Origin of the sequence: Flintibacter muris (assembly GCF_943192995.1) — a bacterium.
In the GTDB taxonomy this organism is placed as follows: domain Bacteria; phylum Bacillota; class Clostridia; order Oscillospirales; family Oscillospiraceae; genus Lawsonibacter; species Lawsonibacter muris.
In genome coordinates this window covers 120,798-143,017 of sequence record NZ_CALPCP010000008.1, presented here as the reverse complement: position 1 = coordinate 143,017, position 22,220 = coordinate 120,798, and the positions used below count along the sequence as shown (strand labels likewise).

Annotated in this window: 19 protein-coding genes; 13 read left to right on the top strand and 6 right to left on the bottom strand. The window is 61.3% G+C overall.

Features of this window, described 5'->3' with window-relative positions; translation table 11 throughout:
* Window positions 1-142: 142 nt before the first annotated feature.
* From NFS22_RS09295 to NFS22_RS09280, 4 genes are all read left to right on the top strand, one after another.
* Window positions 143-2,158 (top strand): urocanate hydratase, encoded by a 2,016-nt coding sequence (locus NFS22_RS09295; protein ID WP_251317487.1) that lies wholly within the window; start codon window positions 143-145, stop codon window positions 2,156-2,158.
* A gap of 68 nt (window positions 2,159-2,226) precedes the next feature.
* Window positions 2,227-3,450 (top strand): imidazolonepropionase, encoded by a 1,224-nt coding sequence (hutI, locus tag NFS22_RS09290; protein ID WP_251317485.1) that lies wholly within the window; start codon window positions 2,227-2,229, stop codon window positions 3,448-3,450.
* Window positions 3,450-3,887 (top strand): Lrp/AsnC family transcriptional regulator, encoded by a 438-nt coding sequence (locus tag NFS22_RS09285; RefSeq protein WP_251317484.1) that lies wholly within the window; start codon window positions 3,450-3,452, stop codon window positions 3,885-3,887. Before hutI ends, NFS22_RS09285 begins: the two co-directional genes overlap by 1 nt.
* Before the next feature lie 417 nt (window positions 3,888-4,304).
* Window positions 4,305-4,466: a hypothetical protein gene (locus NFS22_RS09280; RefSeq protein ID WP_251317482.1), complete on the top strand. Its 162-nt coding sequence runs from the start codon at window positions 4,305-4,307 to the stop codon at window positions 4,464-4,466.
* 125 nt (window positions 4,467-4,591) lie between these two features.
* On the opposite strand, the gene NFS22_RS09275 is transcribed toward NFS22_RS09280, so the two are convergent.
* The 6 genes from NFS22_RS09275 to NFS22_RS09250 all read right to left on the bottom strand — a co-directional run bounded on the left by NFS22_RS09275 (window position 4,592) and on the right by NFS22_RS09250 (window position 14,824).
* Entirely contained in the window at window positions 4,592-7,039 is a 2,448-nt protein-coding gene (locus NFS22_RS09275) for a glycogen/starch/alpha-glucan phosphorylase (RefSeq protein ID WP_251317480.1), read from the bottom strand.
* Window positions 7,040-7,228: 189 nt separating this feature from the next.
* Window positions 7,229-8,674 (bottom strand): glycogen synthase GlgA, encoded by a 1,446-nt coding sequence (gene glgA, locus NFS22_RS09270; protein WP_251317479.1) that lies wholly within the window; start codon window positions 8,672-8,674, stop codon window positions 7,229-7,231.
* Between the two features lie 139 nt (window positions 8,675-8,813).
* The gene (gene glgD, locus NFS22_RS09265) at window positions 8,814-9,929 is read right to left on the bottom strand and encodes a glucose-1-phosphate adenylyltransferase subunit GlgD (RefSeq protein WP_251317477.1); all 1,116 of its coding nucleotides are present in this window, start codon (window positions 9,927-9,929) and stop codon (window positions 8,814-8,816) included.
* The gene (locus NFS22_RS09260) at window positions 9,926-11,137 is read right to left on the bottom strand and encodes a glucose-1-phosphate adenylyltransferase (RefSeq protein ID WP_251317476.1); all 1,212 of its coding nucleotides are present in this window, start codon (window positions 11,135-11,137) and stop codon (window positions 9,926-9,928) included. The genes glgD and NFS22_RS09260 overlap by 4 nt, the downstream gene beginning before the upstream one ends.
* A gap of 174 nt (window positions 11,138-11,311) precedes the next feature.
* On the bottom strand, window positions 11,312-13,351 hold the full coding sequence (gene glgB, locus NFS22_RS09255; protein ID WP_251317475.1) for a 1,4-alpha-glucan branching protein GlgB: 2,040 nt from the start codon (window positions 13,349-13,351) through the stop codon (window positions 11,312-11,314).
* Window positions 13,352-13,672: 321 nt separating this feature from the next.
* Complete coding sequence (locus tag NFS22_RS09250) at window positions 13,673-14,824, bottom strand: D-alanyl-D-alanine carboxypeptidase family protein (protein ID WP_251317473.1); 1,152 nt, start codon at window positions 14,822-14,824, stop codon at window positions 13,673-13,675.
* A 307-nt stretch (window positions 14,825-15,131) separates the two neighbouring features.
* Between NFS22_RS09250 and NFS22_RS09245 the strand changes: the two genes are divergently transcribed.
* The 9 genes from NFS22_RS09245 to NFS22_RS09205 all read left to right on the top strand — a co-directional run bounded on the left by NFS22_RS09245 (window position 15,132) and on the right by NFS22_RS09205 (window position 22,215).
* Window positions 15,132-15,431 carry an XRE family transcriptional regulator gene (locus tag NFS22_RS09245; RefSeq protein ID WP_251317471.1) on the top strand — a complete coding sequence of 100 codons (300 nt, stop codon included), beginning with the start codon at window positions 15,132-15,134 and terminating at the stop codon, window positions 15,429-15,431.
* Between the two features lies 1 nt (window position 15,432).
* Window positions 15,433-16,683, top strand: a complete 1,251-nt coding sequence (locus NFS22_RS09240; protein ID WP_251317470.1) for a PBSX family phage terminase large subunit — start codon at window positions 15,433-15,435, stop codon at window positions 16,681-16,683.
* Between the two features lie 183 nt (window positions 16,684-16,866).
* Window positions 16,867-18,003, top strand: coding sequence for a phage portal protein (locus NFS22_RS09235; protein WP_251317468.1), 1,137 nt, complete (start codon window positions 16,867-16,869; stop codon window positions 18,001-18,003).
* Entirely contained in the window at window positions 18,000-18,896 is an 897-nt protein-coding gene (locus NFS22_RS09230; protein ID WP_251317467.1) for a hypothetical protein, read from the top strand. The genes NFS22_RS09235 and NFS22_RS09230 overlap by 4 nt, the downstream gene beginning before the upstream one ends.
* A gap of 66 nt (window positions 18,897-18,962) precedes the next feature.
* Window positions 18,963-19,973: a phage major capsid protein gene (locus NFS22_RS09225; RefSeq protein WP_251317465.1), complete on the top strand. Its 1,011-nt coding sequence runs from the start codon at window positions 18,963-18,965 to the stop codon at window positions 19,971-19,973.
* A 1-nt stretch (window position 19,974) separates the two neighbouring features.
* Window positions 19,975-20,340 (top strand): hypothetical protein, encoded by a 366-nt coding sequence (locus tag NFS22_RS09220; RefSeq protein WP_251317463.1) that lies wholly within the window; start codon window positions 19,975-19,977, stop codon window positions 20,338-20,340.
* Window positions 20,340-20,660, top strand: coding sequence for a hypothetical protein (locus NFS22_RS09215; protein WP_251317461.1), 321 nt, complete (start codon window positions 20,340-20,342; stop codon window positions 20,658-20,660). Before NFS22_RS09220 ends, NFS22_RS09215 begins: the two co-directional genes overlap by 1 nt.
* Window positions 20,657-21,160, top strand: coding sequence for a hypothetical protein (locus NFS22_RS09210; RefSeq protein WP_251317459.1), 504 nt, complete (start codon window positions 20,657-20,659; stop codon window positions 21,158-21,160). Before NFS22_RS09215 ends, NFS22_RS09210 begins: the two co-directional genes overlap by 4 nt.
* Window positions 21,157-22,215 carry a phage tail sheath C-terminal domain-containing protein gene (locus tag NFS22_RS09205; RefSeq protein WP_251317458.1) on the top strand — a complete coding sequence of 353 codons (1,059 nt, stop codon included), beginning with the start codon at window positions 21,157-21,159 and terminating at the stop codon, window positions 22,213-22,215. Before NFS22_RS09210 ends, NFS22_RS09205 begins: the two co-directional genes overlap by 4 nt.
* Window positions 22,216-22,220: the final 5 nt, after the last annotated feature.

Here is a 22,220-nt window from a genome sequence, read left to right as displayed (position 1 = left end):
AAGCGCCGCATTTTTCGATATATTTGTCAAGTGCTTTTGGCAAAAAAAGTGGGGGATTTTAATAAAAAAGGCATCTGAAAGCCTTGTGTTTATTGGCTTAAAGATTCCGAGAGATTATTTTTTAGAAACGGAGGAAACATTTATGAATCTTGCAGACGCCATGACCATCAAGCTGGACTACGACCTGCCCGAGTACCCCGCCTTTGAAGAGGGCTACCGCCGGGCCCCCCGCCGGGAGTCCCACCTGTCCGAGGCCGACAAGGCCCTGGCCATCAAGAACGCCCTTCGGTACATTCACCCCGACCACCACGCCCAGATGGCCAAGGAGTTCGCCCAGGAGCTGGAGGAGCACGGCCGCATCTACGGCTACCGCTTCCGCCCCGCCGGCCGGCTGTACGGCAAGCCCATTGACGAGTACAAGGGCAGCTGCACCGAGGCCAAGGCCTTCCAGGTGATGATCGACAACAACCTGGACTTTGATATCGCCCTGTACCCCTACGAGCTGGTCACCTACGGCGAGACCGGCCAGGTCTGCCAGAACTGGATGCAGTACCGCCTCATCAAAAAGTATCTGGAGGTCATGACCGACGAGCAGACCCTGGTGGTCATGTCCGGCCACCCCCTGGGCCTGTTCCACAGCCACAAGATGGCCCCCCGCTGCATCATCTCCAACGGCCTGATGGTGGGCATGTATGACAACCAGAAGGACTTCAACCGGGCCGCCGCCATCGGCGTTGCCAACTACGGCCAGATGACCGCCGGCGGCTGGATGTACATTGGCCCCCAGGGCATTGTCCACGGCACCTTCAACACCCTGCTCAACGCCGGCCGTCTCAAGCTGGGCATCCCCGAGGACGGCAATCTGGCCGGACGGCTGTTCATCTCCGCCGGTCTGGGCGGCATGTCTGGCGCTCAGGGCAAGGCCGCTGAGATCGCCGGAGCCGCCTCCATCATTGCCGAGGTGGACGACTCCCGCATTGAGACCCGCTACACCCAGGGCTGGGTAAGCCACCGCACCGGCGACCTGGCCGAGGCCGTAAAGATCGCCCAGGAGCACCAGGCCAGCAGGCAGCCCTGCGCCGTGGCCTATCACGGCAACATTGTGGACCTGCTGGAGTATGTCTACAACAACAACATCCATGTGGACCTGCTGAGCGACCAGACCTCCTGCCACGTGCCCTACGACGGCGGCTACTGCCCCCAGGGCCTGAGCTTTGAGCAGCGCACCGAGATGCTGGACAAGGACCCCGATGGCTTTGCCAAGCTGGTTGACAAGACCCTCCAGCACCACTATGAGATGATCTGCAAGCTCCACGACAAGGGCACCTACTTCTTTGACTACGGCAACAGCTTCCTCAAGGCCGTGTATGACACCGGCGTCAAGTCCATCTGCAAAAACGGCGAGAACGACCTGGACGGCTTCATCTTCCCCTCCTACGTGGAAGACATCCTGGGGCCCTGCCTGTTCGACTTCGGCTACGGTCCCTTCCGCTGGTGCTGCCTGAGCCGCAACCCCGAGGACCTGGACAAGACCGACGCCGCCGCCGCCGAGTACATCAAGGCCCACAACCGCCGCTATCAGGACTATGACAACTATGTCTGGTGCCGTGACGCCAAGAAGAACAAGCTGGTGGTGGGCACCCAGTGCCGCATCCTGTATCAGGACGCCATGGGCCGCATGAATATCGCCCTGAAGTTCAACGAGATGGTCCGCAACGGCGAGATCGGCCCCGTCATGCTGGGCCGTGACCACCACGACACCGGCGGAACCGACTCCCCCTTCCGTGAGACCTCCAACATCAAGGACGGCTCCAACATCATGGCCGAGATGGCCACCCAGTGCTACGCGGGCAACGCCGCCCGGGGCATGAGCCTGATCGCCCTGCACAACGGCGGCGGCACCGGTATCGGCAAGGCCATCAACGGCGGCTTTGGCATGGTGCTGGACGGCTCTGAGCGGGTGGACACCATTTTGAAGATGTCCATGCCCTGGGACACCATGATCGGCGTGTCCCGCCGCAACTGGGCGGGCAACCCCAACTCCATGACCACCGTGGCCGAGTACAACGAGATGTACGCCGGTCAGGACCACATCACCATGCCCTATCTCGCCGACGACGCCATTGTGGCCGAGGCCGTGAAGAGCATGAAGGGCTAAAATTCCATCACGCAACAATACAGAGGGGGCGTCCCATGACGTCCCCTCTTTTGGAAAGGAATGACAACATGAGCAAGGTAATTGTCACCAACATCGGCATGCTGGCCACCCCCCAGGGGAACGGCCCAAAAAAGGGTCCGGAGCAGGGGAACATCCAGATTCTCAAGGACGCCTGGGTCCTCATGGAGGATGGCCTCATCGCCCAGGTGGGGACCGGCCCCGCCCCGGCGGCGGACCAGGTGATTGACGCCCAGGGCAATCTGGTCACCCCCGGCCTGGTGGACGCCCACACCCACCTGATTTTCGGCGGCTGGCGGCAGAATGAGCTGGGGCTGAAGCTCCACGGAAAAACCTATCTGGAGATTCAGAACGCCGGAGGGGGCATCCAGTCCACCACCAACGCCACCCGCCAGTCCACCGCGGAGGAGCTGACCCAAAAGGCAGCCCGGGCGCTGGACGAGATGATGGGCTTTGGCGTGACCACATGCGAGGCCAAAAGCGGCTACGGTCTGGCCACTGAGCACGAGCTCAAGGCCCTGCAAGTCATTCAAAACCTGAACGACCGCCACCCCATGGACATTGTGGCCACCTTTATGGGGGCCCACCTGGTGCCCGCCGAGTACAAGGCCGACCGGGAGGCCTATGTCCGCCTGGTGTGCGAGGAGATGATGCCCAAGGTGAAGGAGCAGGGCATCGCCAAATTCTGCGACGTCTTCTGCGAGGCGGACACCTTCACGGTGGAGGAGTCCCGCCGGGTGCTGGAGGCCGGGCTCAAGTACGGCCTGCGGCCCAAAATCCACGCCGACGAGATTGAGGCCATTGGCGGCTCCGTCCTGGCCGGTGAGCTGGGGGCCATCTCCGCCGAGCATCTGATTGTCTGCCCCCCCGAGGGCATTGAGAGCATGGCAAAGGGGGGCGTGGTGGCCTGCCTGCTGCCCGCCACCAGCTTCTACCTGGGGGCCACCTTCGCCCCCGCCCGGGATATGGTCAACGCCGGGGTGCCGGTGGCCATGGCCTCCGACTTTAACCCCGGCTCCTGCCCCTGCCTGAACCTGCAATTTGTCATCAACCTGGGCTGTCTCAAGTACAAGCTCACCCCGGAGGAGGTCCTCACCGCCGTTACCCTCAACGCCGCCTGCGCCATTGACCTTGCGGACAAGGTGGGCTCTCTGGAGCCGGGCAAGCAGGCCGACCTGGTGATCTGGGACGCCCCCGACCTGGACTACATCTGCTACCGCATGGGCAGCAATCTGGTAAAGACCGTCATCAAGAAAGAGACCGTGGTGGACTGATGGACCGCACCAACTACCAAATCTTGAATCTGCTCCAGGCAGACAGCCGCACCACCCTCAAGTGCATTGGGGATCAGGTGGGGCTCACCGCCCCCGCCGTCTCTGAGCGCATCCGGCGCATGGAGGACAAGGGCATTATCAAACGTTTTTCCGTCAGCATTGACCGCACCCTGCTGGACAGCAGCCTGACCGGCTTTATTCTGGTGGCTGTTTTTCCGGAAAAATACAACCTCTTTTGTCAATTCTGCGAAAAAACCATTTCCATCACCGCCCACCACCACCTGGTAGGCAAGCTCAACGCCCTGCTGCGCTTTGCCGTGAAGGACACCCGGGAACTGGACACCCTGCTGGCCTCCATCAAGCAGTACGGCGACTCCCAGACCTCCGTAGAGCTGTCGGCCTACTTTGAGCAGAAGGACGTGTCCCTGCCCAAATAAAAATTCTCCATTCCAACACAAAAGCGCGGCCCAAAAACAGGGCCGCGCTTAAAAAAATGTCTTGAATTTTTCGACAAAATATGCTATAGTGAATTTGCGAGACAAATAAAGCCATATAGGGCAGAACGTGGGGGGTGCCCTCCCCCACGCCCCTATGCGGGTGAACCACCCACCCACACAACAGCAATGCTGCGCCAGCTCTCATTATAACAGAAAAGTCCATTTTTTCAAGTATTTATTTGAGAGTTTGTGTTTGACATATGCGGTGTGGGGTTGCAAAAGCCCGCACCGCTTTTGTTTGTCTCGACGGAAAAAACCTGTATAGGGGGAGGGTATACCCCCCTCCCCCGCAGGAAAATCCGTTGAGAAAACAGGGAGACAGCCGGACAGGGCTGTCTCCTGGAATGGTTGATTCTTATGCCGGATTACCAAAAAATGTACCTGACCATGTTCCAGGCCAGCGAGGAGGCCATCAACCTTCTGATCCGGGCCCAGCGCGAGTGTGAGGAGCTGTTCATGTCCTCACCTGAGCCCGAGATTGAAGTGCTGGAACACAAAAACCGGCCCGCTTCAAAATGAGCGGACCGGTTTTTTATAGAGACGAACTCCTTCCGTCACATCTTCGCCGTGCCGCCTGCCTCAAAGAGGGAGGCGTTTTTTACAATTTAAAAAGTTCCCAACCGGTCGGTCGGGAACTTTTTTGTTTATTTCCGGGTGGGCACGTGCCAGATGTCACGGGCGTAGTCCTGGATGGAGCGGTCGGCGGCGAAGATGCCGGACCGGGCAATATTGATAAGGGACATCTGGTTCCAGCGCTGACGGTCGGCATAGGCCTCCAGCGCGCGGCGGTGAGCGTCGCAGTAGCTGTCAAAGTCGGCCAGCAGCAGATATTCATCGGCCTGACTGCCGCCCGCGCCGAAGAGCAGCCGGTTGGACAGGTCGCTGTAGACAACCTTGTCGTCAAAGCCGGCGGTGATCTGGTCGATAATCCGCTTCAAAGTCTGGTTGTGGAGGTAAATCTCATGGGGGCGGTAGCCGTCCCGCTTGCGCTGGTTCACCTGCTCGGTGGTCAGGCCGAAGAGGAAGATGTTCTCATCGCCCAGCTGCTGGTGCATCTCCACATTGGCGCCGTCCAGGGTGCCAATGGTGAGGGCGCCGTTCATCATAAACTTCATGTTGCCGGTGCCGCTGGCCTCCTTGCCGGCGGTGGAGATCTGCTCGGAAATCTCAGAGGCGGGCATCAGCTTCTCGGCCAGAGAGACCCGGTAGTTCTCCAGGAAGACCACCTGGAGCTTGTCTTTACAGATGGGATCCTTGGCGATCTGGGCGGCCAGGGAGTTGATAAGCTGGATAATCTGCTTGGCCACGTGATAGCCGGGGGCCGCTTTGGCGCCGAAGAGATAGGTCTGGGGGGTGAAGTCCATGTTGGGGTTGTCCCGCAGCTGGTTGTACAGGTAGATAATGTGCAGCACGTTGAGCAGCTGGCGCTTGTACTCGTGGAGGCGCTTTACCTGGACGTCAAAAATGGCGTCGGTGTTCAGGGTGACCCCCGATTCCCGGGCGACCCAGGCCGCGAAACGGCGCTTGTTCTCGCTCTTGATGTCCTCCAGCTGCTTGAGGACGGTCTTGTCATCCACAGACTTCTCAAAATCCTTCAGGGCCTCGGGGTGGAGGAGGTACTGATCCCCGCCGGTGCAGTCACGGATGAGGGCGTCCAGCTTGGGGTTGATTTGAGACAGCCAGCGGCGGTGGTCAATGCCGTTGGTCACGTTCTTGAACTTGCCGGGCTGGGCCTGGTAGGCGTCACAGAAGACGTCCCGCTTCAAGATCTCGGAGTGAAGGGCGGACACGCCGTTGATGCACTGGCAGGCGCAGACGCACAGGTTGGCCATGCGGACCTCGCCGCCCCAGATGATGGCCATGTGGGAAATCTTGCCGACATCGCCACCGTAGCGGCGCTCCAGCTCGGTCTGGTAGCGGCGGGCGATTTCGGTGAGGATCTGCCAGATGCGGGGGAGAAGGTCCTCAATCAGCTTCTGGGGCCAGCGCTCCAGCGCCTCAGCCAAAACGGTGTGGTTGGTGTAGCACACCGCGTCGGTGACAATGTGCCAGGCCTCATCCCAGCCGTAGCCCTCCTCGTCCAGGAAGATGCGCATCAGTTCGGGAATGACCAGGGTGGGGTGGGTATCGTTGATCTGGATGACATGCTTCCGGGCAAAGTTGCGCAGGGTGCCGTACTGGGCCTTATGCTGGCGGACAATGGACTGAATGGTGGCGGAGACAAAGAAGTACTGCTGTTTCAGGCGCAGGGACTTGCCCTCGTAGTGGTTGTCGTCGGGGTAGAGGACCTTGGCTATAACCTCGGCCATGGCCTGCTGCTCCACCGCCTTGAGATACTCGCCCCGGGAGTACAGAGACATGTCCACAGGCAGGGGGCTCTTGGCGTCCCACAGGCGCAGGGTGTTGGTGTGCTTGGTCTGGTAGCCGGCGATCTTCATGTCACGGGGGATGGCCAGAACGGCGGTGTAGCCCACATGCTCGGGGTGGTTGACCCCGTGCTCGTCCCAGCGGTCCACGATCTTGCCGCCGAAGCGGACCTCCTCGGCCTCCTCCATTTTGGGGATGAGCCAGGCGTCGCCCAGGCCAAGCCAGTTGTCGGCCAGCTCCTCCTGCTTGCCGTCGATAATCTTCTGCTTGAAGATGCCCAGCTCGTAGCAGATGGAGTAGCCGGTGGCGGGGATCTCAAGAGTGGTCATGGAGTCCAGATAGCAGGCGGCCAGGCGGCCCAGGCCGCCGTTGCCCAGGCCGGCGTCCGGCTCGGATTCGAAGAGGTCAGCGGCGGAGAAGCCCATGCCCTCCAGAACCTCTTTCAGGGTGTCCAGCAGTCCCAGGTTGTAGGCGTTCTTTTCCAGAGAGCGGCCCATAAGAAATTCCAGAGACAGGTAGTGGACCTGACGCTGCTGCTTTTCCCATACCTGGTTGCTGGTATCCATGCGGTGACGGGACATGATGTCCCGCAGAACCAGGGCGCAGGCCTTGAACATGTGGTTGTTGTTGGCTGTTTCTACTGTGCAGCCAAAGTTGCGCTGGAGCTTGCCGGTGATCATCTCAGTCAGCTGCTCCTTATTGTATTCAGGGGAATAATCCGTCATAACAGTGCCTCCTGTTTTGTTTCATCAAAGGGGAAACGCGGTTTTCCGCAGTTGTTTATTTTAACAGATTTTCAGGACAACGTCAACATAGGCAGTGGGAGAAAAAGGGAGAAATTCCAGGGTGGGATTGTCGCAAAAAACAAAAACGGTCCCACCTGGCAGAGGCGGGACCGTTGCAGGACAAGGAAGTCAGGCCAGGATGCGGTTGTAAATGTCAATATACTGCTGGGCGGAGTTTTTCCAGGAGAAGTCGGCGGACATGCCCTCCTTTTGCAGACCCCTCCAGGCCTTTTTGTCAGTGTTGTACAAATCTACCGCCTCACGCAGCACCCACACCATGTCGCCGGAGCTGATGTTGGCGAAGGTGAAGCCTCTGCCGGTGCCCTCAAACTTGTTGTAGGGGGTGACGCTGTCTTTCAGGCCGCCGGTCTCGCGGACTACGGGGATGGTGCCAAAGCGCATGGCAATCATCTGGCTCAGGCCGCAGGGCTCGGACACGGAGGGCATGAGGAAGATGTCTGCGCCGGCGTAGATCATGTTGGACAGGGGGGCGGAGTAGGTCAGCTGGGCGGCAAAGCGGCCGGGATACTGGCTCTGGGCATTGCGGAAGGCCTCCTCATACTGCCAGTCGCCGGTGCCCAGTACGATCATCTGGGTGCCCTTGGTGCCCAGGCCCATGATCTCGTGGATGGCGTCGGTGACCATGGAGAAGCCCTTGTGGCCCACCAGACGGGAGACACAGGCAATGAGAGGCACGTCCGGGTCCTCCTGGAGGCCGACGGCCTGCTGGAGGGCAGCCTTGCAGGCGGCTTTGCCCTTGGTCAGGGTCTTGAAGGTGTAGTTGGCGGGCACCCCCCCCATCTTGGCGGGGTCGTAGAGGTCCACGTCAATGCCGTTGAGGATGCCCTCCAGCTTGCCGCTTTGCTGGTTGATGACTCCGTCCAGCCCATGGGCATAGAAGGGGGTGCGCAGCTCCTGGGCATAGGTGGGGGAGACGGTGGTGACAAAGCTGGAGGCCATGATGGCGCCCTTCATCAGATTCACGTCCCGGTGGTAGGCCAGCATGCCTTCGTTGAAGTAGCTGCGGTCCAGGCCGATCACATCCTGAAGGACCTGGTCGCCATAGCGGCCCTGGTACTCAATGTTGTGGATGGTGTACACCGTTTTGGCGCCGGCCAGCTCGGGGATGCGGTACTTTTCCTCCAGAAGGTAGACGGGGACCAGGGCGGTCTGCCAGTCGTTGCAGTGGATGATGTCGGGAGACCAGCCCAGCTGGCCGGGGGTTTCCACCACAGCCCGGGAGAAGTAGGCAAAACGCTCACAGTCGTCAAAGTGGCCGTAGAGCTGCCAGCGTTTAAAGTAGTACTCGTTGTCCACAAACCAGAAGGTGACGCCCTGATATACAGCCTCAAAGATGCCGCAGTATACCTGACGCCAGGCCAGCGTGACATTGAAGTACTTCAAAAAGGTCATTTTGGAGCGCCAGTCCTCACTGATACCCTCGTAGAGGGGGAGGATTACCTTGACCTCATGGCCCTCCGCCGCCAGGGCCTGTGGCAGGGAGCCGGCTACGTCAGCCAGGCCGCCGGTTTTGATGAAGGGGGCGGCCTCGGAGGTCGCGAATAAGATTTTCATAAAATCACCTTTTCCTGTGGGAGCGGCCATCGGCCCTCCGTTTTGTTGTTAAGGAGCGCGGGCGGCCTGGGCCGCCCCTGCGGATTTTGCCAGACAGACGCCCTCCCTTGCGAGGAGAGCGTCTGTAAGGGTAAAAGGATCAGACGGCCGAGCCCTTGGCAATGGCCAGGGGGTAGGTAAAGTGGCCCATGAGCATACGGCCCTCATTCACCGTGACAGCCTTATCGGCGATGACATAGGACAAAGAGGCCCCGGCCTTGACCACCGTACCCTGCATGAGCACGCTGTTGGACACCTTAGCGCCCTTTTCCACCACAACCCCGCGGGCCAGGATGGAGTTTTCCACCTCGCCCTCGATCTGGCAGCCGTCGGCCACCAGGGAGCAGACAGACTTGGACTCCGGCCCGTAGTAGGTGGAGGGGTTGGACTGGTCCTTGGTGCGGATGGGACGGGCGGGGTTGAACAGGTCGGCCCGAACTGCGGGGTCCAGCAGGTCCTGGGAGCGCTGGAAATAGTCGCTTACCGACTGGAAGCGGCCCACATAGCCCTTGTGGATATAGGGCATCATCTTCAGGGACTTCATCCGGGGTTGGAGTACGCCGCGGCTGAAATTGGTCACGTCATGGGCGGAGCAGTAGTTGACCATGTCCATCAGCAGACGCTTGGAAAGGATGTAGATCTCCAGGGATTCCAGTGCCTTGTCGGCGGAGGTGGGGTGGACGGACAGGTCGGTGATGCGGCCCTCTTCGCTGACCTCCACGTATTCGGAGAACTGGGGCGCACCCTTCAGAGTGGGGGTGCAGACAATGGTGATGTCCGCGCCCGAGTTCTTATGCTGCTCAAAGACCTCGTTGACTGGCAGGTTGATGGCAATGTCGCCCCAGGCCAGCAGGACATACTCCTGACGGATATCCTCCAGATAGTCGTAGACGCCGGCCAGAGCCTCCATGCTGCCCCGGTACTCGCCCTGGCCCTGTTCGGTGTAGCTGAACGGGGGCAGGATGCGCAGGCCGCCGTGCTTGCGGCTCAGGTCCCAGTCCTTGCCGGAGCCCAGGTGGTCCAGCAGGGACTGATAGCTCTGGTGGACCACCACGCCTACGTCGGTGATGCCGGCATTGACGCAGTTGGACAGCATAAAGTCGATCAGACGGTACCGGCCGCCGAAGGGCAGAGAGCAGGTGTTGCGGGGACGGGTCAGTTCGCCTAAGTTGGCGTCAGAGCGGTAAGCAAACAGGATGCTGTGCAGATCATTCATGCCTGCTCACCTCCTTTCACATCTTCACGAATCATTGCTTTTGGTGAGACAACAGCGTTTTCGCCCACGGTGACCCCGCTGGCCACTACGGCGATCCCCCAGTTGTCGCCGCCGTCGGGGGCGGCGCCTACAGTGGCTCCGGCCTCTACGGTGGCGCCCTCGGCTACAATAGAGTAGTACACCTTGGCACCCTGCTTCACCTTGGCGCCGGGCATGAGGATGGAGTACTGGATGTCGGCCCCCTTCTCAACGGTAACCGAGTTGAAGAGCACCGAGTTGGCGACTGTGCCGTCAACCGTGCTGCCGCCGGTGACCATGGAGTGGGTGATGACAGCGTCAGGGCCGGTGCAGTGGGGGGGCTTGATGGGGGTGCGGGCGTAGATGGGCCAGCTGTCGTCATACATGTCCAGGCCGCTGCTGCTGCCGGCCAGAAGGTCCATGTTGGCGTCCCACAGGGAGTCGATGGTGCCTACGTCCTTCCAGTAGCCCGCAAAGCGGTAGGCCATCAGCTTTTCGCCGGCGCCCAGCATGTTGGGGATGATGTTCTTGCCAAAGTCGTTGGAGGAGTTGGGGTCGGCCTCATCATCAATGAGGTACTTGCGCAGCTTGGACCAGGTGAACACATAAATGCCCATGGAGGCCAGGTTGCTCTTGGGCTGGGGGGGCTTCTCCTCAAACTCATAGACCTTGTCGTCGGATTCCACGTTCAGGATGCCGAAGCGCTTGGCCTCTTCCATGGTGACCTCCAGCACGGAGATGGTGCAGGCGGCCTCGGACTTTTTGTGGAAGTCCACCATTTCAGAGTAATCCATCTTATAGATATGGTCGCCGGACAGGACGACTACGTACTCAGGGTCATACAGGTCTAAAAAGCCAATGTTCTGGTAGATGGCGTTGGCAGTGCCCTTGTACCAGCTGCCCTTCTCGCCCTCACCCAGGTAGGGGGGGAGGATATGTACGCCGCCGTCAGACCGGTCCAGGTCCCAGGGCTGGCCGTTGCCCAGGTAGCTGTTCAGCTCCAGGGGGCGGTATTGGGTGAGAACGCCTACGGTGTCGATACCGGAGTTGACACAGTTGGACAGAGGAAAATCAATGATGCGGTATTTTCCGCCAAAGGGGACGGCGGGCTTTGCCACGTTGCTGGTCAGGGCGTAGAGCCGGCTGCCCTGGCCGCCGGCCAGCAGCATGGCGACAACTTCTTTCTTCATGTTGTTCACCTCTTACTTTTTTGGTGCGATGGCATCTATATAAAGTTGGGACCGCTGGGCCCCAAGGGTGCCCGGTAGCTGCCACCGCCGTAAGGCGGTGGCTGAGGGAGCTTTCCTTGGACAAACTCCCTCCGCCGCGGCTTTGCCGCGGCGCCTCCCTCTTTTGAGGGAGGCTTATTTTTCCGTCTTTTTGGAGCGGGACGCCTTTTTGGGCTTGTCCCCGGCGGATTTTTCACTTTTGGCCTTGGAGGCGGCCTTCTTGGCGGGGGCCTTTTCGGCCTTGGGCTTACGGACGGGATTTTTGCGCACGCAGTGCAGGATGACGGCGGACATGGGGGGCAGGTCGATCGCCAGGGACTGCTGCTGGTCGTGGCAGGGGATCTTCTCGGTTTTGATGGGGGCCTTGTCGCCCAGACCCTCGCCGCCGTAGGCCGGGTCGTCGGTGTTGAAGGCCACAGCCCAGGTGCCGCCGAAGGGAGCGCCTACGCGGTAGCCGTCCCGGTGCTCAGGGGAGAAGTTGCACAGCACAATGAGAGGGGTCCCCTTCCGGTCCCAGCGCAGGAAGGCCACGGTGTTGGCGTTGTTGTCGTCGGCGCACAGCCACTGGAAGCCCTGCCAGGAGTCGTCCTGGTCCCAGAGGGGGGAGTTTTCCAGGTAGAAGGCGTTCATGGCCTTGAAGAAATCCTGGGTCTGGCGGTGGGGGGCGTATTGCAGCAGGTGCCAGTCCAGGGAGTACTCGTAGTGCCACTCGTTCCACTGGCCCAGCTCAGCGCCCATGAAGGTGAGCTTTTTGCCGGGGTGGGTCATCATATAGGTGTAGAAGGCCCGGACGCCGGCAAACTTTTGGGGGTTGTCCCCGGGCATCTTTCCGAAGAAAGAGCCCTTCATGTGGACCACCTCGTCATGGGACAGGGGGAGGATATAGTTCTCTGAGAAGGCGTACATCAGGGAGAAGGTGATGTCCCGGTGGTTGAACTGACGGAAGTAGGGGTCCAGCTTGATATAGTGGCAGATGTCGTTCATCCAGCCCATGTTCCACTTGAAGTTGAAGCCCAGGCCGCCGTCGTCCACAGGCTTGGTCACCTTGGGCCAGGCGGTGGACTCCTCAGCGATCATCAGCACGTCGGGGTGGGCGGCGAAGACGGCGGTGTTCAGGTCCTGGAAGAACTTGATGGCCTCCAGATTTTCGTGGCCGCCGTTTATATTGGGCATCCACTCGCCGGCCTTCCGGTTGTAGTCCAGATAGAGCATGGAGGACACCGCGTCTACCCGCAGGCCGTCCATGTGGTACTCCTCCAGCCAGAACATGGCCGAGGAGAACAGGAAGGAGCGGACCTCAGGCCGGCCAAAATCGAACACATCAGTGCCCCACTCCTTATGCTCCCCCTTCCGGGGGTCGGCGTACTCATAGGTGGGGGTGCCGTCGAAGTTATACAGGCCGAAGGCGTCCCGGGGGAAGTGGGCGGGGACCCAGTCCATAATCACGCCAACGCCCGCCTGGTGGAGCTGGTCGATGAGATATTTCAGATCGTCCGGGGTGCCGAAGCGGCTGGTGGCGGCGAAGTAGCCGGTGCACTGGTAGCCCCAGGAGGCGTCCAGAGGGTGCTCGGTGACGGGGAGCAGCTCCACATGGGTAAAGCCCATCTCCTTGACATAGGGGACCAGATAGGAGGTGATGTCCCGGTAGCTGAGGAACTCGCCCTCACCGGTGCGCCGCCAGGAGCCCAGGTGGCACTCGTAGATGTTCATGGGCCGGCGGTAAGGGGGATTTTTGGAGCGGAATGTGAACCAGTCCTGGTCGCCCCACTGGTAGCCGGTGTCCAGGTCGTAGATCTTGGTGGATACGTCGGGCCGGGTGGCGGCGTGGAAGCCGTAGGGGTCGACCTTGCCCACGAAGCCGCTGCCGTCCGCCTTATGTATGGCGTACTGATAGGCATCGTACCGGTTCAGGCCGGGGAGGAATGCCTCCCAGATGCCTCCTTCCACCTTGGACATGGGGGTTGCTTCCAGATCCCAGTTGTTGAAGTCGCCGATGACGGTAACCTTGGGCGCGTTGGGAGCCCAGACCCGGAACAGGTAGCCCTCAACGCCGTTCTCATCCTTGACAGGATGGGCGCCTAAGCACTTCCAGGCGTGGGTGGAGCGGCCCTCGGAAAAGGCCTCAAGCTCCAAAAAAAGGTCGTTGGAGGAGAGTTTTTCTTGGTATTTGGACATATTTATCACCTCGTGGAATCTTTTGGAAGCCTCTTGTCAGCCAAAACCAACAAGGGACTGTCGGGTGTACTTGGATATATTTATAAAAATTATACAACAATAGGAAAGAAGCGTCAAGTAAAATAGTGGAAAACCAGGGGGGAAATTGAAAAGAAATTCCGGGCGCGGCAAGGAGTGGAGGGGGATGGCCCGCCCCTTGGGCGGGCCATCCCAATTTTGCAGGGCGCGACGACCCGGCGCGCCGTTCGGTGATGGAGTCCATTTCGAGACGGCGGCGGGCCAAGGTCGTCCCGCCCTACAGGATAGGGTGAGGGATGGCGGTCAGTCCGCCATGAGCAGCTTGCTGAGCATGCGGGTGAAGATGCCTGGGATGGACAGGCGGTCTACCTGCTGGGTGGATAGGATGGGAATGGTGTCACGAAGCTCATCCCCCACGTAGATCTCCAGCTGTCCCAGAATCTGGCCCTGTTCCACTGGGGCCTCCACATCCTGGGCCATGGAGAGCCTGGTGTTTACCAGGTTCTCCTCACCCTTGTGGACCAGAAGGCGGCAGTCCCGCTCCGGCTGGGGCTGGACCTGGGCCTGAGCGCCCAGAAGGACGTCCACCGGGGCCAGAGGGGCGTCCGGGTAGACGGGGACCATGGTGTAGTTGGCAAAGCCGTAGTCCAAAAGGGCCTTGGCGTCGTCAAAGCGCTGGTTGCTGGTGGGGGATTTCATCACCACCGCGATCAACTCCATGCCGTCCCGCTCGGCAGTGGCCGACATACAGTAGTGGGCGGAGCTGGTGTAGCCGGTTTTCAGGCCGGTGGCCCCCTGGTAGAAGCGGACCAGGCGGTTGGTGTTGGTCAGGCCGAATTCGCCGTTTCGGATGGAGTCCATCCAGATGGTAGTGTACTCCCGAATGGAGGGGTGGTTCAAAATCAGCTCACGGGACATCAGGGCGATATCGTGGGCGCTGGTGATGTGGCCCTGGGCGGGCAGGCCGGTGCAGTTTAAAAAAGTGGTGTCGGTCATGCCCAGCTCCTGGGCCCGCTGGTTCATCCGGGTGACAAAGGCCCCCTCGCTGCCCGCCAGATGCTCGGCCAGGGCCACGGCGCAGTCGTTGCCTGAGACCACGGTGACGCATTTAATCATCTCGGACACGGGCATCTGCTCCCCCTCCTCCAGGTAGACCTGGGAGCCGCCCATGCCGGCGGCGTAGGCGGAGACGGTGACCGGGTCGTCCTTGGACAGCTGGCCGGAGTCCACCGCCTCCATCACCAGAAGAAGGGTCATGATCTTGGTGACGCTGGCCGGCTCCAGCTGCTCGTGGGCGTTTTCCTCCAGGAGGAAGGCGCCCGTCTCCTTTTCCATCAGTACGGCGGAGGCGCAGGAGAGAGACAGGCCGCTGTCCGCCGCCGGAGCGGCTCCGGACGGGAACACCGCGGCGGTGAGCATACACGCGGCCAGCAAAAGTGACAGGGATTTTTTCATAAAGGATTCCTCCTGATCCATGAATTTGCGGGTATGGTCAGGATGTGGAGCGGGACTTTTTTCTATGCGCCGCCAGCGACAGGAAATTTTTTCTTTTGGGGTTTGATGGGGTTCAAACTATAGCAATCGTCAGAATTGCTGTAGTTGACATCAGGCCTGCAGAGGCGGGAAGCATGATTCATTTGACTATAGCCTGCGGCGGACGAGAAAGAGAGCGAAAAACAGTGAGAAGAAAAAATTTTTTGTTCGGTGCATGAAAACGTACAACTTTTATCCCCAAACCGCTATGGGTGTAAGGAGGGATGATGTGGCGAAAGCGAAAGGGCTTCCGGACAGGGAGCAGATTATCAGGCGGATGTGGAAGCTGGCCAACGCGGGGGCGGGAGACGCTGTCAAGCTGGCCTGCTTTCCGCCTGAGGAGTGGTGCGGGACCGACGGGCTGGACCTGGACGCCCTCACCGAATTCAAGCGGGGAAGCAGCGGCGTGGTGGAGCTGAGATTTGTGGACCGGGGGCGGCTGCTGGAGCGGCTGCTGGACACGGTGGACCACAGCGGCGAGGACCAGGTGGACCGCTTCCTCCAGGCCATGGAGGGACAGGGGGGATAGGTTGGTTTTTTCTGAAAAGCAAAGGCGGGTGCTTACCTGGTGGCGGCCCGGCTCCCCGGACAGGGAGAGGCAGGCCGTTATCTGTGACGGGGCGGTGCGCAGCGGCAAGACGCTGTGTACCGGCCTTTCCTTCTTCTGCTGGGCTATGAGCTCCTTTCAAAACCGGAATTTTGCCCTGTGCGGGCGGACCATCCAGTCGGTGAGGAGAAATATGCTGTCTGAGCTGATTCCCCTGCTGGAGGGAATGGGGTTCCGGTGTGAGCAGAAGGTGAGCAAAAACGTGATTCGGGTGAAGCTGGGCGGACGGAGAAATTCCTTCTACCTCTTTGGAGGCAAGGATGAGAGCTCCGCCGCCCTCATCCAGGGCATTACACTGGCGGGGGCTCTGCTGGACGAGGCGGCGCTGATGCCCCGGTCCTTTGTGGAGCAGGCCGCCGCCCGGTGCTCGGTTGCGGGGAGCAGACTGTGGTTCTCCTGCAACCCGGAGTCCCCCGCCCACTGGTTTTATCAGGAGTGGGTGTGCAAGGCGGAGGAAAAAAACGCCCTGCGGCTTCAGTTTACCATGGAGGACAACCCGGGGCTGTCTCCCCAGGTGCGGGAGCGGTACGCCAACACCTTTCAGGGGACCTTCTACCGCCGGTTTGTACTGGGGGAGTGGGTGGCCGCTGAGGGGCTGGTGTATGACTTCTTTGACGAGAGCTTTGTCCGGGATGTTCCGGAGGGGGAGCTTGAAGAGTGGTACATCTCCTGCGACTACGGCACCTCCAATCCCACGTCCATGGGGCTGTGGGGGAGGAAAAATGGGGTGTGGTACCGGGTGGACGAGTATTACTACGACGCCCGGGCCATGAGAAGGCAGAAGACCGATGAGGAGTATGCCAATGAGCTGGCCAGGCTGGCCGGAGGGCGGAACGTCCGGGCGGTGGTGGCCGACCCCTCGGCGGCCAGCTTCTGCGAAACCCTGCGCCGCCGGGGCTGGCGGGTGAGAAAGGCGGACAACCAGGTGCTGTCCGGAATTCGGCTTACCGCTCAGCTGCTGAAAAGCGGCAGGATTGTAATTTGCAAAGGCTGCAAGGACGCCATCCGGGAGTTCTCCCTGTACCGGTGGGATGACCGGGCGCAGGGACAGGACCAGGTGCGCAAGGAGCACGACCACGCCATGGACGAGATCCGGTATTTTGCCGCTACCGTGGCCGGGAAGGAGAGCCGGGGCGGGGTGTGCGCCGGGTGCGTGGAGCGAGGGGCGTTTTAGCTTTACGCAAAAGGTCCCCTTCGCAAAGGGGGCTGACGCGAAGCGGGTGGGGGGTCCAAAAGGGGCATTGCGTCTTGGCAGGAAAACCCTCCGTCACCGGCTTTCAGCCGGCGCCGCCTCCCTTTGCGAAGGGAGGCTTTGCCCGCCTGCGGGCGGGACGATCAGAAATAAAGGAGGAAGTACATGAAGTGGTGGAAGCAAAAACGGAGGGAGCCCCCTGCGCCTGTGGTGCAGGTGAGGCGGAGCGAAGGCCACCCCTTTGGGGTGCTGGACCGGTACGTCCCCCTGCGCGCCGGGGAGATTGCCTTGTACCGGGCTATCCGGGAGGGGGTGCCCATTGTGGACGCCGCCATCTGGAAGCTGACCCGGCTGTGCGGCGGGGTGGGTGTCCGGTGTGAGAACAGGCAGGCTCAGGCGGGGCTGGAGGAGTTCTTTCGGACGGTGGATGTGGGCTGGGGCCAACGGGGAGTGCAGGCCTTTTTGGACCGCTACCTGGATGATCTGTTTACCTGCGGCCATGCCCTGGGTGAGGTTGTGCTGACCGGGGATGGGAAGGATATCGCCGCGCTGCTGTGCGCTGACCCGGAACAGGTAGAGGTCAAGCTGGGGGATAGCCCCCTGGACTTTCGGCTGTGCAGGGCCGGGACGGGAGACAATCGGGAGCTGCCCTGGCAGGATCTGCTGCTGTTTACCCCCTTTCAGCCCACGGGGGATGCCCCCTGTGGAGTGTCGCTGCTGCGGTCCATGCCCTTTATGGCCGGGATTCTGCTGAAGATTTTTCAGGCCACCGGCCAGAACTGGGAGCGGGCGGGCAGCCTCCGCTTTGCCGTGGTGTGCAGGCCGGGAGAGGGTGAGGAGGCCTTTGCCCAGGAGCGGTGCGGACTTCTTGCCCAGGAGTGGTCCACCGCCATGCAGGCGGGACGGGAGGGAAGCGTGCGGGATTTTGTGGCGGTGGGCGATGTGGACATTAAGGTCATCGGCGCCGACAGCCAGATTCTGGACAGCGAGATTCCCGTGAGGCAGATTTTGGAGCAGCTGGTGGCCCGGACGGGGATTCCCCCCTTTATGCTGGGGCTGTCCTGGTCGTCCACCGAGCGGATGAGCGCCCAGCAGGCAGATATGCTCACCAGTGAGGTGAGCGCCATCCGCCGCTGTGTGGAGCCCGCTTTGTGCCGGGCGGCCGAGCTGTGGCTGCGGCTCCACGGGTTTGGGGAGAAGGCGGAGATTGTCTGGGATGACATTAACCTGCAGGACATTGTGGAGGAGGCCAGAGCAGAGCTATACCGGGCTCAGGCGGAAAAATTGAGGAGGGAAGCATGAAAATCATTAAGGAGACAGTGGGCGGCGAGGGAGCCGCCCTGGCAGCGGGCGATCTGGAGCTGATCGGGGCTCTGGCCCGGCGGCCTTTGGCCCGGGAGGAGGTGTACACCTTCTCAGTGCGGCTGTGCGACAACGAGATTGACCGGGATTTTGAGCGGTTTTTACCCCAGACTCTGGAGGAGCTGGCCCCCATGTTTGTCGGAAAGAGCGGCATCTTTGACCACCAGTGGTCGGCCAGGGGACAGGCGGCCCGGATCTACAAAACAGAGGTGATTCGGGAACCGGAGCGGCTGACCAGGGCCGGGGACGGCTACTGCTGGCTGAAAGGGTACGCCTATATGGTGTGTACCGGCAGCAGCAGGGATCTGATTGCCGAGATTGAGGGGGGCATCAAAAAGGAGGTCAGCGTGGGATGCTCGGTGGAGCGCTCCATCTGCTCTGTCTGCGGCTGCGACCGGACTGTGACCGACTGCGGGCACGAAAAGGGGCAGGAGTACGGCGGACAGCTGTGCTGGGCCGAGCTGGAGGGGGCCAGCGACGCCTATGAGTTCTCCTTTGTGGCGGTGCCCGCTCAGCCTATGGCCGGGGTGGTGAAGTCCGCCCGGCGGGGAGGCGGTCAGGCCATGGCGCGGCTGGAGGAGGAGGCCGCTCTGGGACGGAAGTATCTGGAAAACCTCCGGGGCGAGGTGGTCCGCCTGGCCCTGCTGGCCGACCGGGAGCTGGATGGACGGGCTGTGAAGTCACTGACAGACAAGCTGTCGCCCGCTGAGCTGGAGGAGCTGAAGAAATCCTTCGCCCGCCGGACAGGGGAGAAATTTCCGCTGAAGACCCAGCTGCAGTATGAGGCAGGAAGCGCCGCGTTTGACGAGGAAAACAGGGCCTTTTTGGCGTGATGACTTTATACAGTTCGCCCGCGGGCGGGACGAAAGAGCTTTCAATCAAAACAGGAGGGATAAAACATGGCATATTATTACGACAATTTGAAGCTGGACAAGGGTATGTATCAGGAGGCGGGCCGGTCTTTCAGCCAGGTGCTGGAGAGTCTGGACCCCAGTGAGCGCTATAAGGGCACCAGTCTGGAGGGGCTGGACGCCTTTCAGCGTCAGCTCAAGCGCTTTGATATCAAGGTGAAGGGCGCGGGCAGCGACGTGGTGGAAAAGTTCTTCCGTACCTCCGATGCCGCTGTGCTGTTCCCTGAGTACATTTCCCGCACGGTCCGCCAGGGGATGGAGGAGGGGGACATTCTGCCCCAGATTACAGCCGCCGTCACCACCATTGACGGAATGGACTACCGCTCCATCACTTCGGAGGCATCCGGAGAGGAGAAGGAGCTCAAGGGGGTGGAGGAGGGAGCCGCCATCCCGGAGACCACCATCAAGGTTCAGGCCAACCTGGTGAAGCTCCACAAGCGGGGGCGTATGCTGGTGGCCACCTATGAGGCCATCCGCTTTCAGAAGCTGGATCTGTTTTCCGTCACCCTGCGGCAGATCGGCGCCCACATTGCCCGCACCCACCTGGAGGACGCGGTGGAGGTGCTCATAAACGGTGACGGCAACGAGAACCCTGCGGAGAGGATTGCGCTGGCCGGAGGCACTTTGGATTACAGCGCTCTGGTGGACTTCTGGGCCAAATTTGACCCCTATGTGATGAACACTCTGCTGGTTTCTGGTGATGTGATGCTCCAGATGCTGAAGCTGCCTGAATTCCAGAATCCGCTCACCGGCCTCAACTTCCAGGGTACAGGCAAGCTGGCTACCCCGCTGGGGGCCGCGCTGCTGCGCACCAGCGTGCTGCCTGAAAAGACCGCTGTGGGTCTGGACAGGCGTTTCGCCCTGGAAATGGTACAGAGCGGCGAGGTGATGGTGGAGTATGACAAGCTGATTGACCGCCAGCTGGAGCGGGCGGCGATTACCACCGTCAGCGGCTTTGCCAAGGTGTTCCCCGAGGCCAGCCGGGTGCTGGAGCTGTGAGATGACCGGGGAGATTATGGCCCTTTGCAGGGCAATGGGGGCGGCGGAGGATCAGGAGGAGCTGCTGCTCCCCCTGATCCAGGCGGTTTGCGGGCAGCTGGCTGACAGATTAAGGGACGGCGCGTGCCCGGAGGACTGCGGCCCCGCCTTTCCCCTGGCCGCCGCCATGACCGCTATGGACAGGCTGTCCGGAATGACAGGCGGGGGCGGCGGAAGCGATGTGACCTCCTTTACCGCCGGGGAGCTGACTATCCGGAAGGAGGCCGGGAGCGGCGGAGCGGGTAAAGATCTGTCCGCGCAGGCGGACAGGCTGCTGGCCCCCTGGCTGAGGGATGACGGCTTTGTGTTTCAGGGGGTGGAAGGATAGTGGAACAGGAGTGGAGAGATATTTTGGCCCGCTTCGGCCAGGCGGTGACCCTGCGCGGGGCGGGTGTGGACAGCACCCTTCGGGCCCTTATCCAGCCCGTTCTGGATCGGGGACGGGATCAGGAGATTTCCACTCCGCTGGGAGTAGGCAGGCAGGAGCGGCTGCTCTATTTGGGGCCTGCGGAACAGCCCCTCGGCCCGGATACTCTGGTGGAGTGGAAGGGAAAGGAGTACCAGGTGCAGTCTGCCCACCTGATGGGGGAGGGAGTATGCCCCCACTGGTGGGCGATACTCCGGCCCAGAGATGAGGTGAGGGTATGAGCGTGGGGCTGGAAGGTATCCGCCAGGTGATGGCGGACTGGCTCAATGACCGGGGCGTCCCCGCGGTGACCGCCTGGCCGGTGAGCCCGCGGCAGGAGCGGGAGGAGCCGGTGGTGGTGGTCTCCCTCCGGGGGTGTAAGGCCGGGGCGGCGGGCTTTCAGGATTATCTGGGCGAGCGGTACAACGAGGCGGAGGACCGATGGGAAGAGCGGTATGGGAAAAGAGCGGAGCTCACCTTTGGCCTGGACATCTATGCCCCGGAGAAAGGGGGCGGCCAGATGGTTCAGAAGGCCTTTGACGCTTTGGCCGGGGCGCTGATTCTGGGCGGGCCCGAGGGGATTGTCCTGGGGGAGTTTTCCTGCGGGGAGACCGTTCGGGACAGTGAAAGCCGGCGGCTGAAACGGCCGGTGGAGGCGTTTTGCACCGTGTGGCTGTGCGCTGTGTGCGGCGCGGGCGGCGGATTTGAGGATTTTGAATTGCGAGGTGTGGTAAAAAAATGAGTATCAGTGTACATCAGCGTCCGGGGGTCTACTCCTCCTACGACGCTTCCACAGTGGTCAGCGGCCGGGGAAGCGGCCGGCTGGTGGGCCTTGCGGCTGTCAATACCCAGGCCCAGGCAGGGGTGGCCCAGACGATTACCAGCTATGACCGGGCTGTGTCCGCCTTTGGCGCCGGCGGGGCGGAGGATATGGCGGAGCTGATCCGTCTGGCGCTGAAAAACGGTGCCTCCGGGGTGGTGGCCGTACCGGTGGCTGATGACAGCGGCTATGAGGCGGCCTTTGCCCAGCTGGCCGGAATGGAGAACATTGCTCTGGTCATCTGCGGCAGTACAGACGCAGGGGTGCAGAAGGCGCTGCGGGACAGCGTGATTGAGGCCTCCGGCATGCGCCGGGAGCGCCTGGGCGTGCTGGCGGGGGCGAAGGATGAGAGCGTGGATGATCTGATTCGGCGGGCCAAGGAGCTCAACCACGAGCGGGTGGTGCTGGTGGCCCCCGGCGGCGTGGACGGAGAGGGGGAGAACATATCCGGTCTGCCCCTGGCCGCCGCTGTGGCGGGGGCCATTGCTGCGGAGAGTGACCCCGCCGTCCCCCTGGGCGGCGCGGAGCTGCTGGGGCTGGGCGGACTTTCCACCCGGCTGGAGGACAGAGATGTGGACCTGCTGATCCTGGGGGGCGTTACCCCGGTGGAGAGCCTGGGCGGCGTAATCAGCGTGATCCGGGGGGTGACCACCCGGACCGCCACCGGGGATACGGCGGATACCGCTTGGAGGGACCTGTCCGCCATCCGGGTGGTGGACGACGTGATCCCTGGTATGCGGGACGCTCTGCGGACCAAGTTCCGCCGGGCCAAAAACACCGCTCAGAGCCGGGGGGCTATCCGGACCCAGGTGGTGCTGGAGCTGGAGAATAAGCTGGCCCGGGAGATTATTACCGGGTATGAGGACGTGTCGGTAACCGCCGACGCGGAGGACCCCACCCGGTGCCTGGTGGAGTTTGCCTTTACCGTGGCCCACGGGCTGAACCAGATCTGGCTGACAGCCCACATCACTGTGTAAGGAGG

Coding starts and splice junctions, on each gene's coding strand:
- NFS22_RS09295 (WP_251317487.1), top strand. CDS start 143: ATGAATCTTGCAGACGCCATGACCATCAAGCTGGACTACGACCTGCCC.
- hutI (WP_251317485.1), top strand. CDS start 2,227: ATGAGCAAGGTAATTGTCACCAACATCGGCATGCTGGCCACCCCCCAG.
- NFS22_RS09285 (WP_251317484.1), top strand. CDS start 3,450: ATGGACCGCACCAACTACCAAATCTTGAATCTGCTCCAGGCAGACAGC.
- NFS22_RS09280 (WP_251317482.1), top strand. CDS start 4,305: ATGCCGGATTACCAAAAAATGTACCTGACCATGTTCCAGGCCAGCGAG.
- NFS22_RS09275 (WP_251317480.1), bottom strand. CDS start 7,039: ATGACGGATTATTCCCCTGAATACAATAAGGAGCAGCTGACTGAGATG.
- glgA (WP_251317479.1), bottom strand. CDS start 8,674: ATGAAAATCTTATTCGCGACCTCCGAGGCCGCCCCCTTCATCAAAACC.
- glgD (WP_251317477.1), bottom strand. CDS start 9,929: ATGAATGATCTGCACAGCATCCTGTTTGCTTACCGCTCTGACGCCAAC.
- NFS22_RS09260 (WP_251317476.1), bottom strand. CDS start 11,137: ATGAAGAAAGAAGTTGTCGCCATGCTGCTGGCCGGCGGCCAGGGCAGC.
- glgB (WP_251317475.1), bottom strand. CDS start 13,351: ATGTCCAAATACCAAGAAAAACTCTCCTCCAACGACCTTTTTTTGGAG.
- NFS22_RS09250 (WP_251317473.1), bottom strand. CDS start 14,824: ATGAAAAAATCCCTGTCACTTTTGCTGGCCGCGTGTATGCTCACCGCC.
- NFS22_RS09235 (WP_251317468.1), top strand. CDS start 16,867: ATGAAGTGGTGGAAGCAAAAACGGAGGGAGCCCCCTGCGCCTGTGGTG.
- NFS22_RS09230 (WP_251317467.1), top strand. CDS start 18,000: ATGAAAATCATTAAGGAGACAGTGGGCGGCGAGGGAGCCGCCCTGGCA.
- NFS22_RS09225 (WP_251317465.1), top strand. CDS start 18,963: ATGGCATATTATTACGACAATTTGAAGCTGGACAAGGGTATGTATCAG.
- NFS22_RS09220 (WP_251317463.1), top strand. CDS start 19,975: ATGACCGGGGAGATTATGGCCCTTTGCAGGGCAATGGGGGCGGCGGAG.
- NFS22_RS09210 (WP_251317459.1), top strand. CDS start 20,657: ATGAGCGTGGGGCTGGAAGGTATCCGCCAGGTGATGGCGGACTGGCTC.
- NFS22_RS09205 (WP_251317458.1), top strand. CDS start 21,157: ATGAGTATCAGTGTACATCAGCGTCCGGGGGTCTACTCCTCCTACGAC.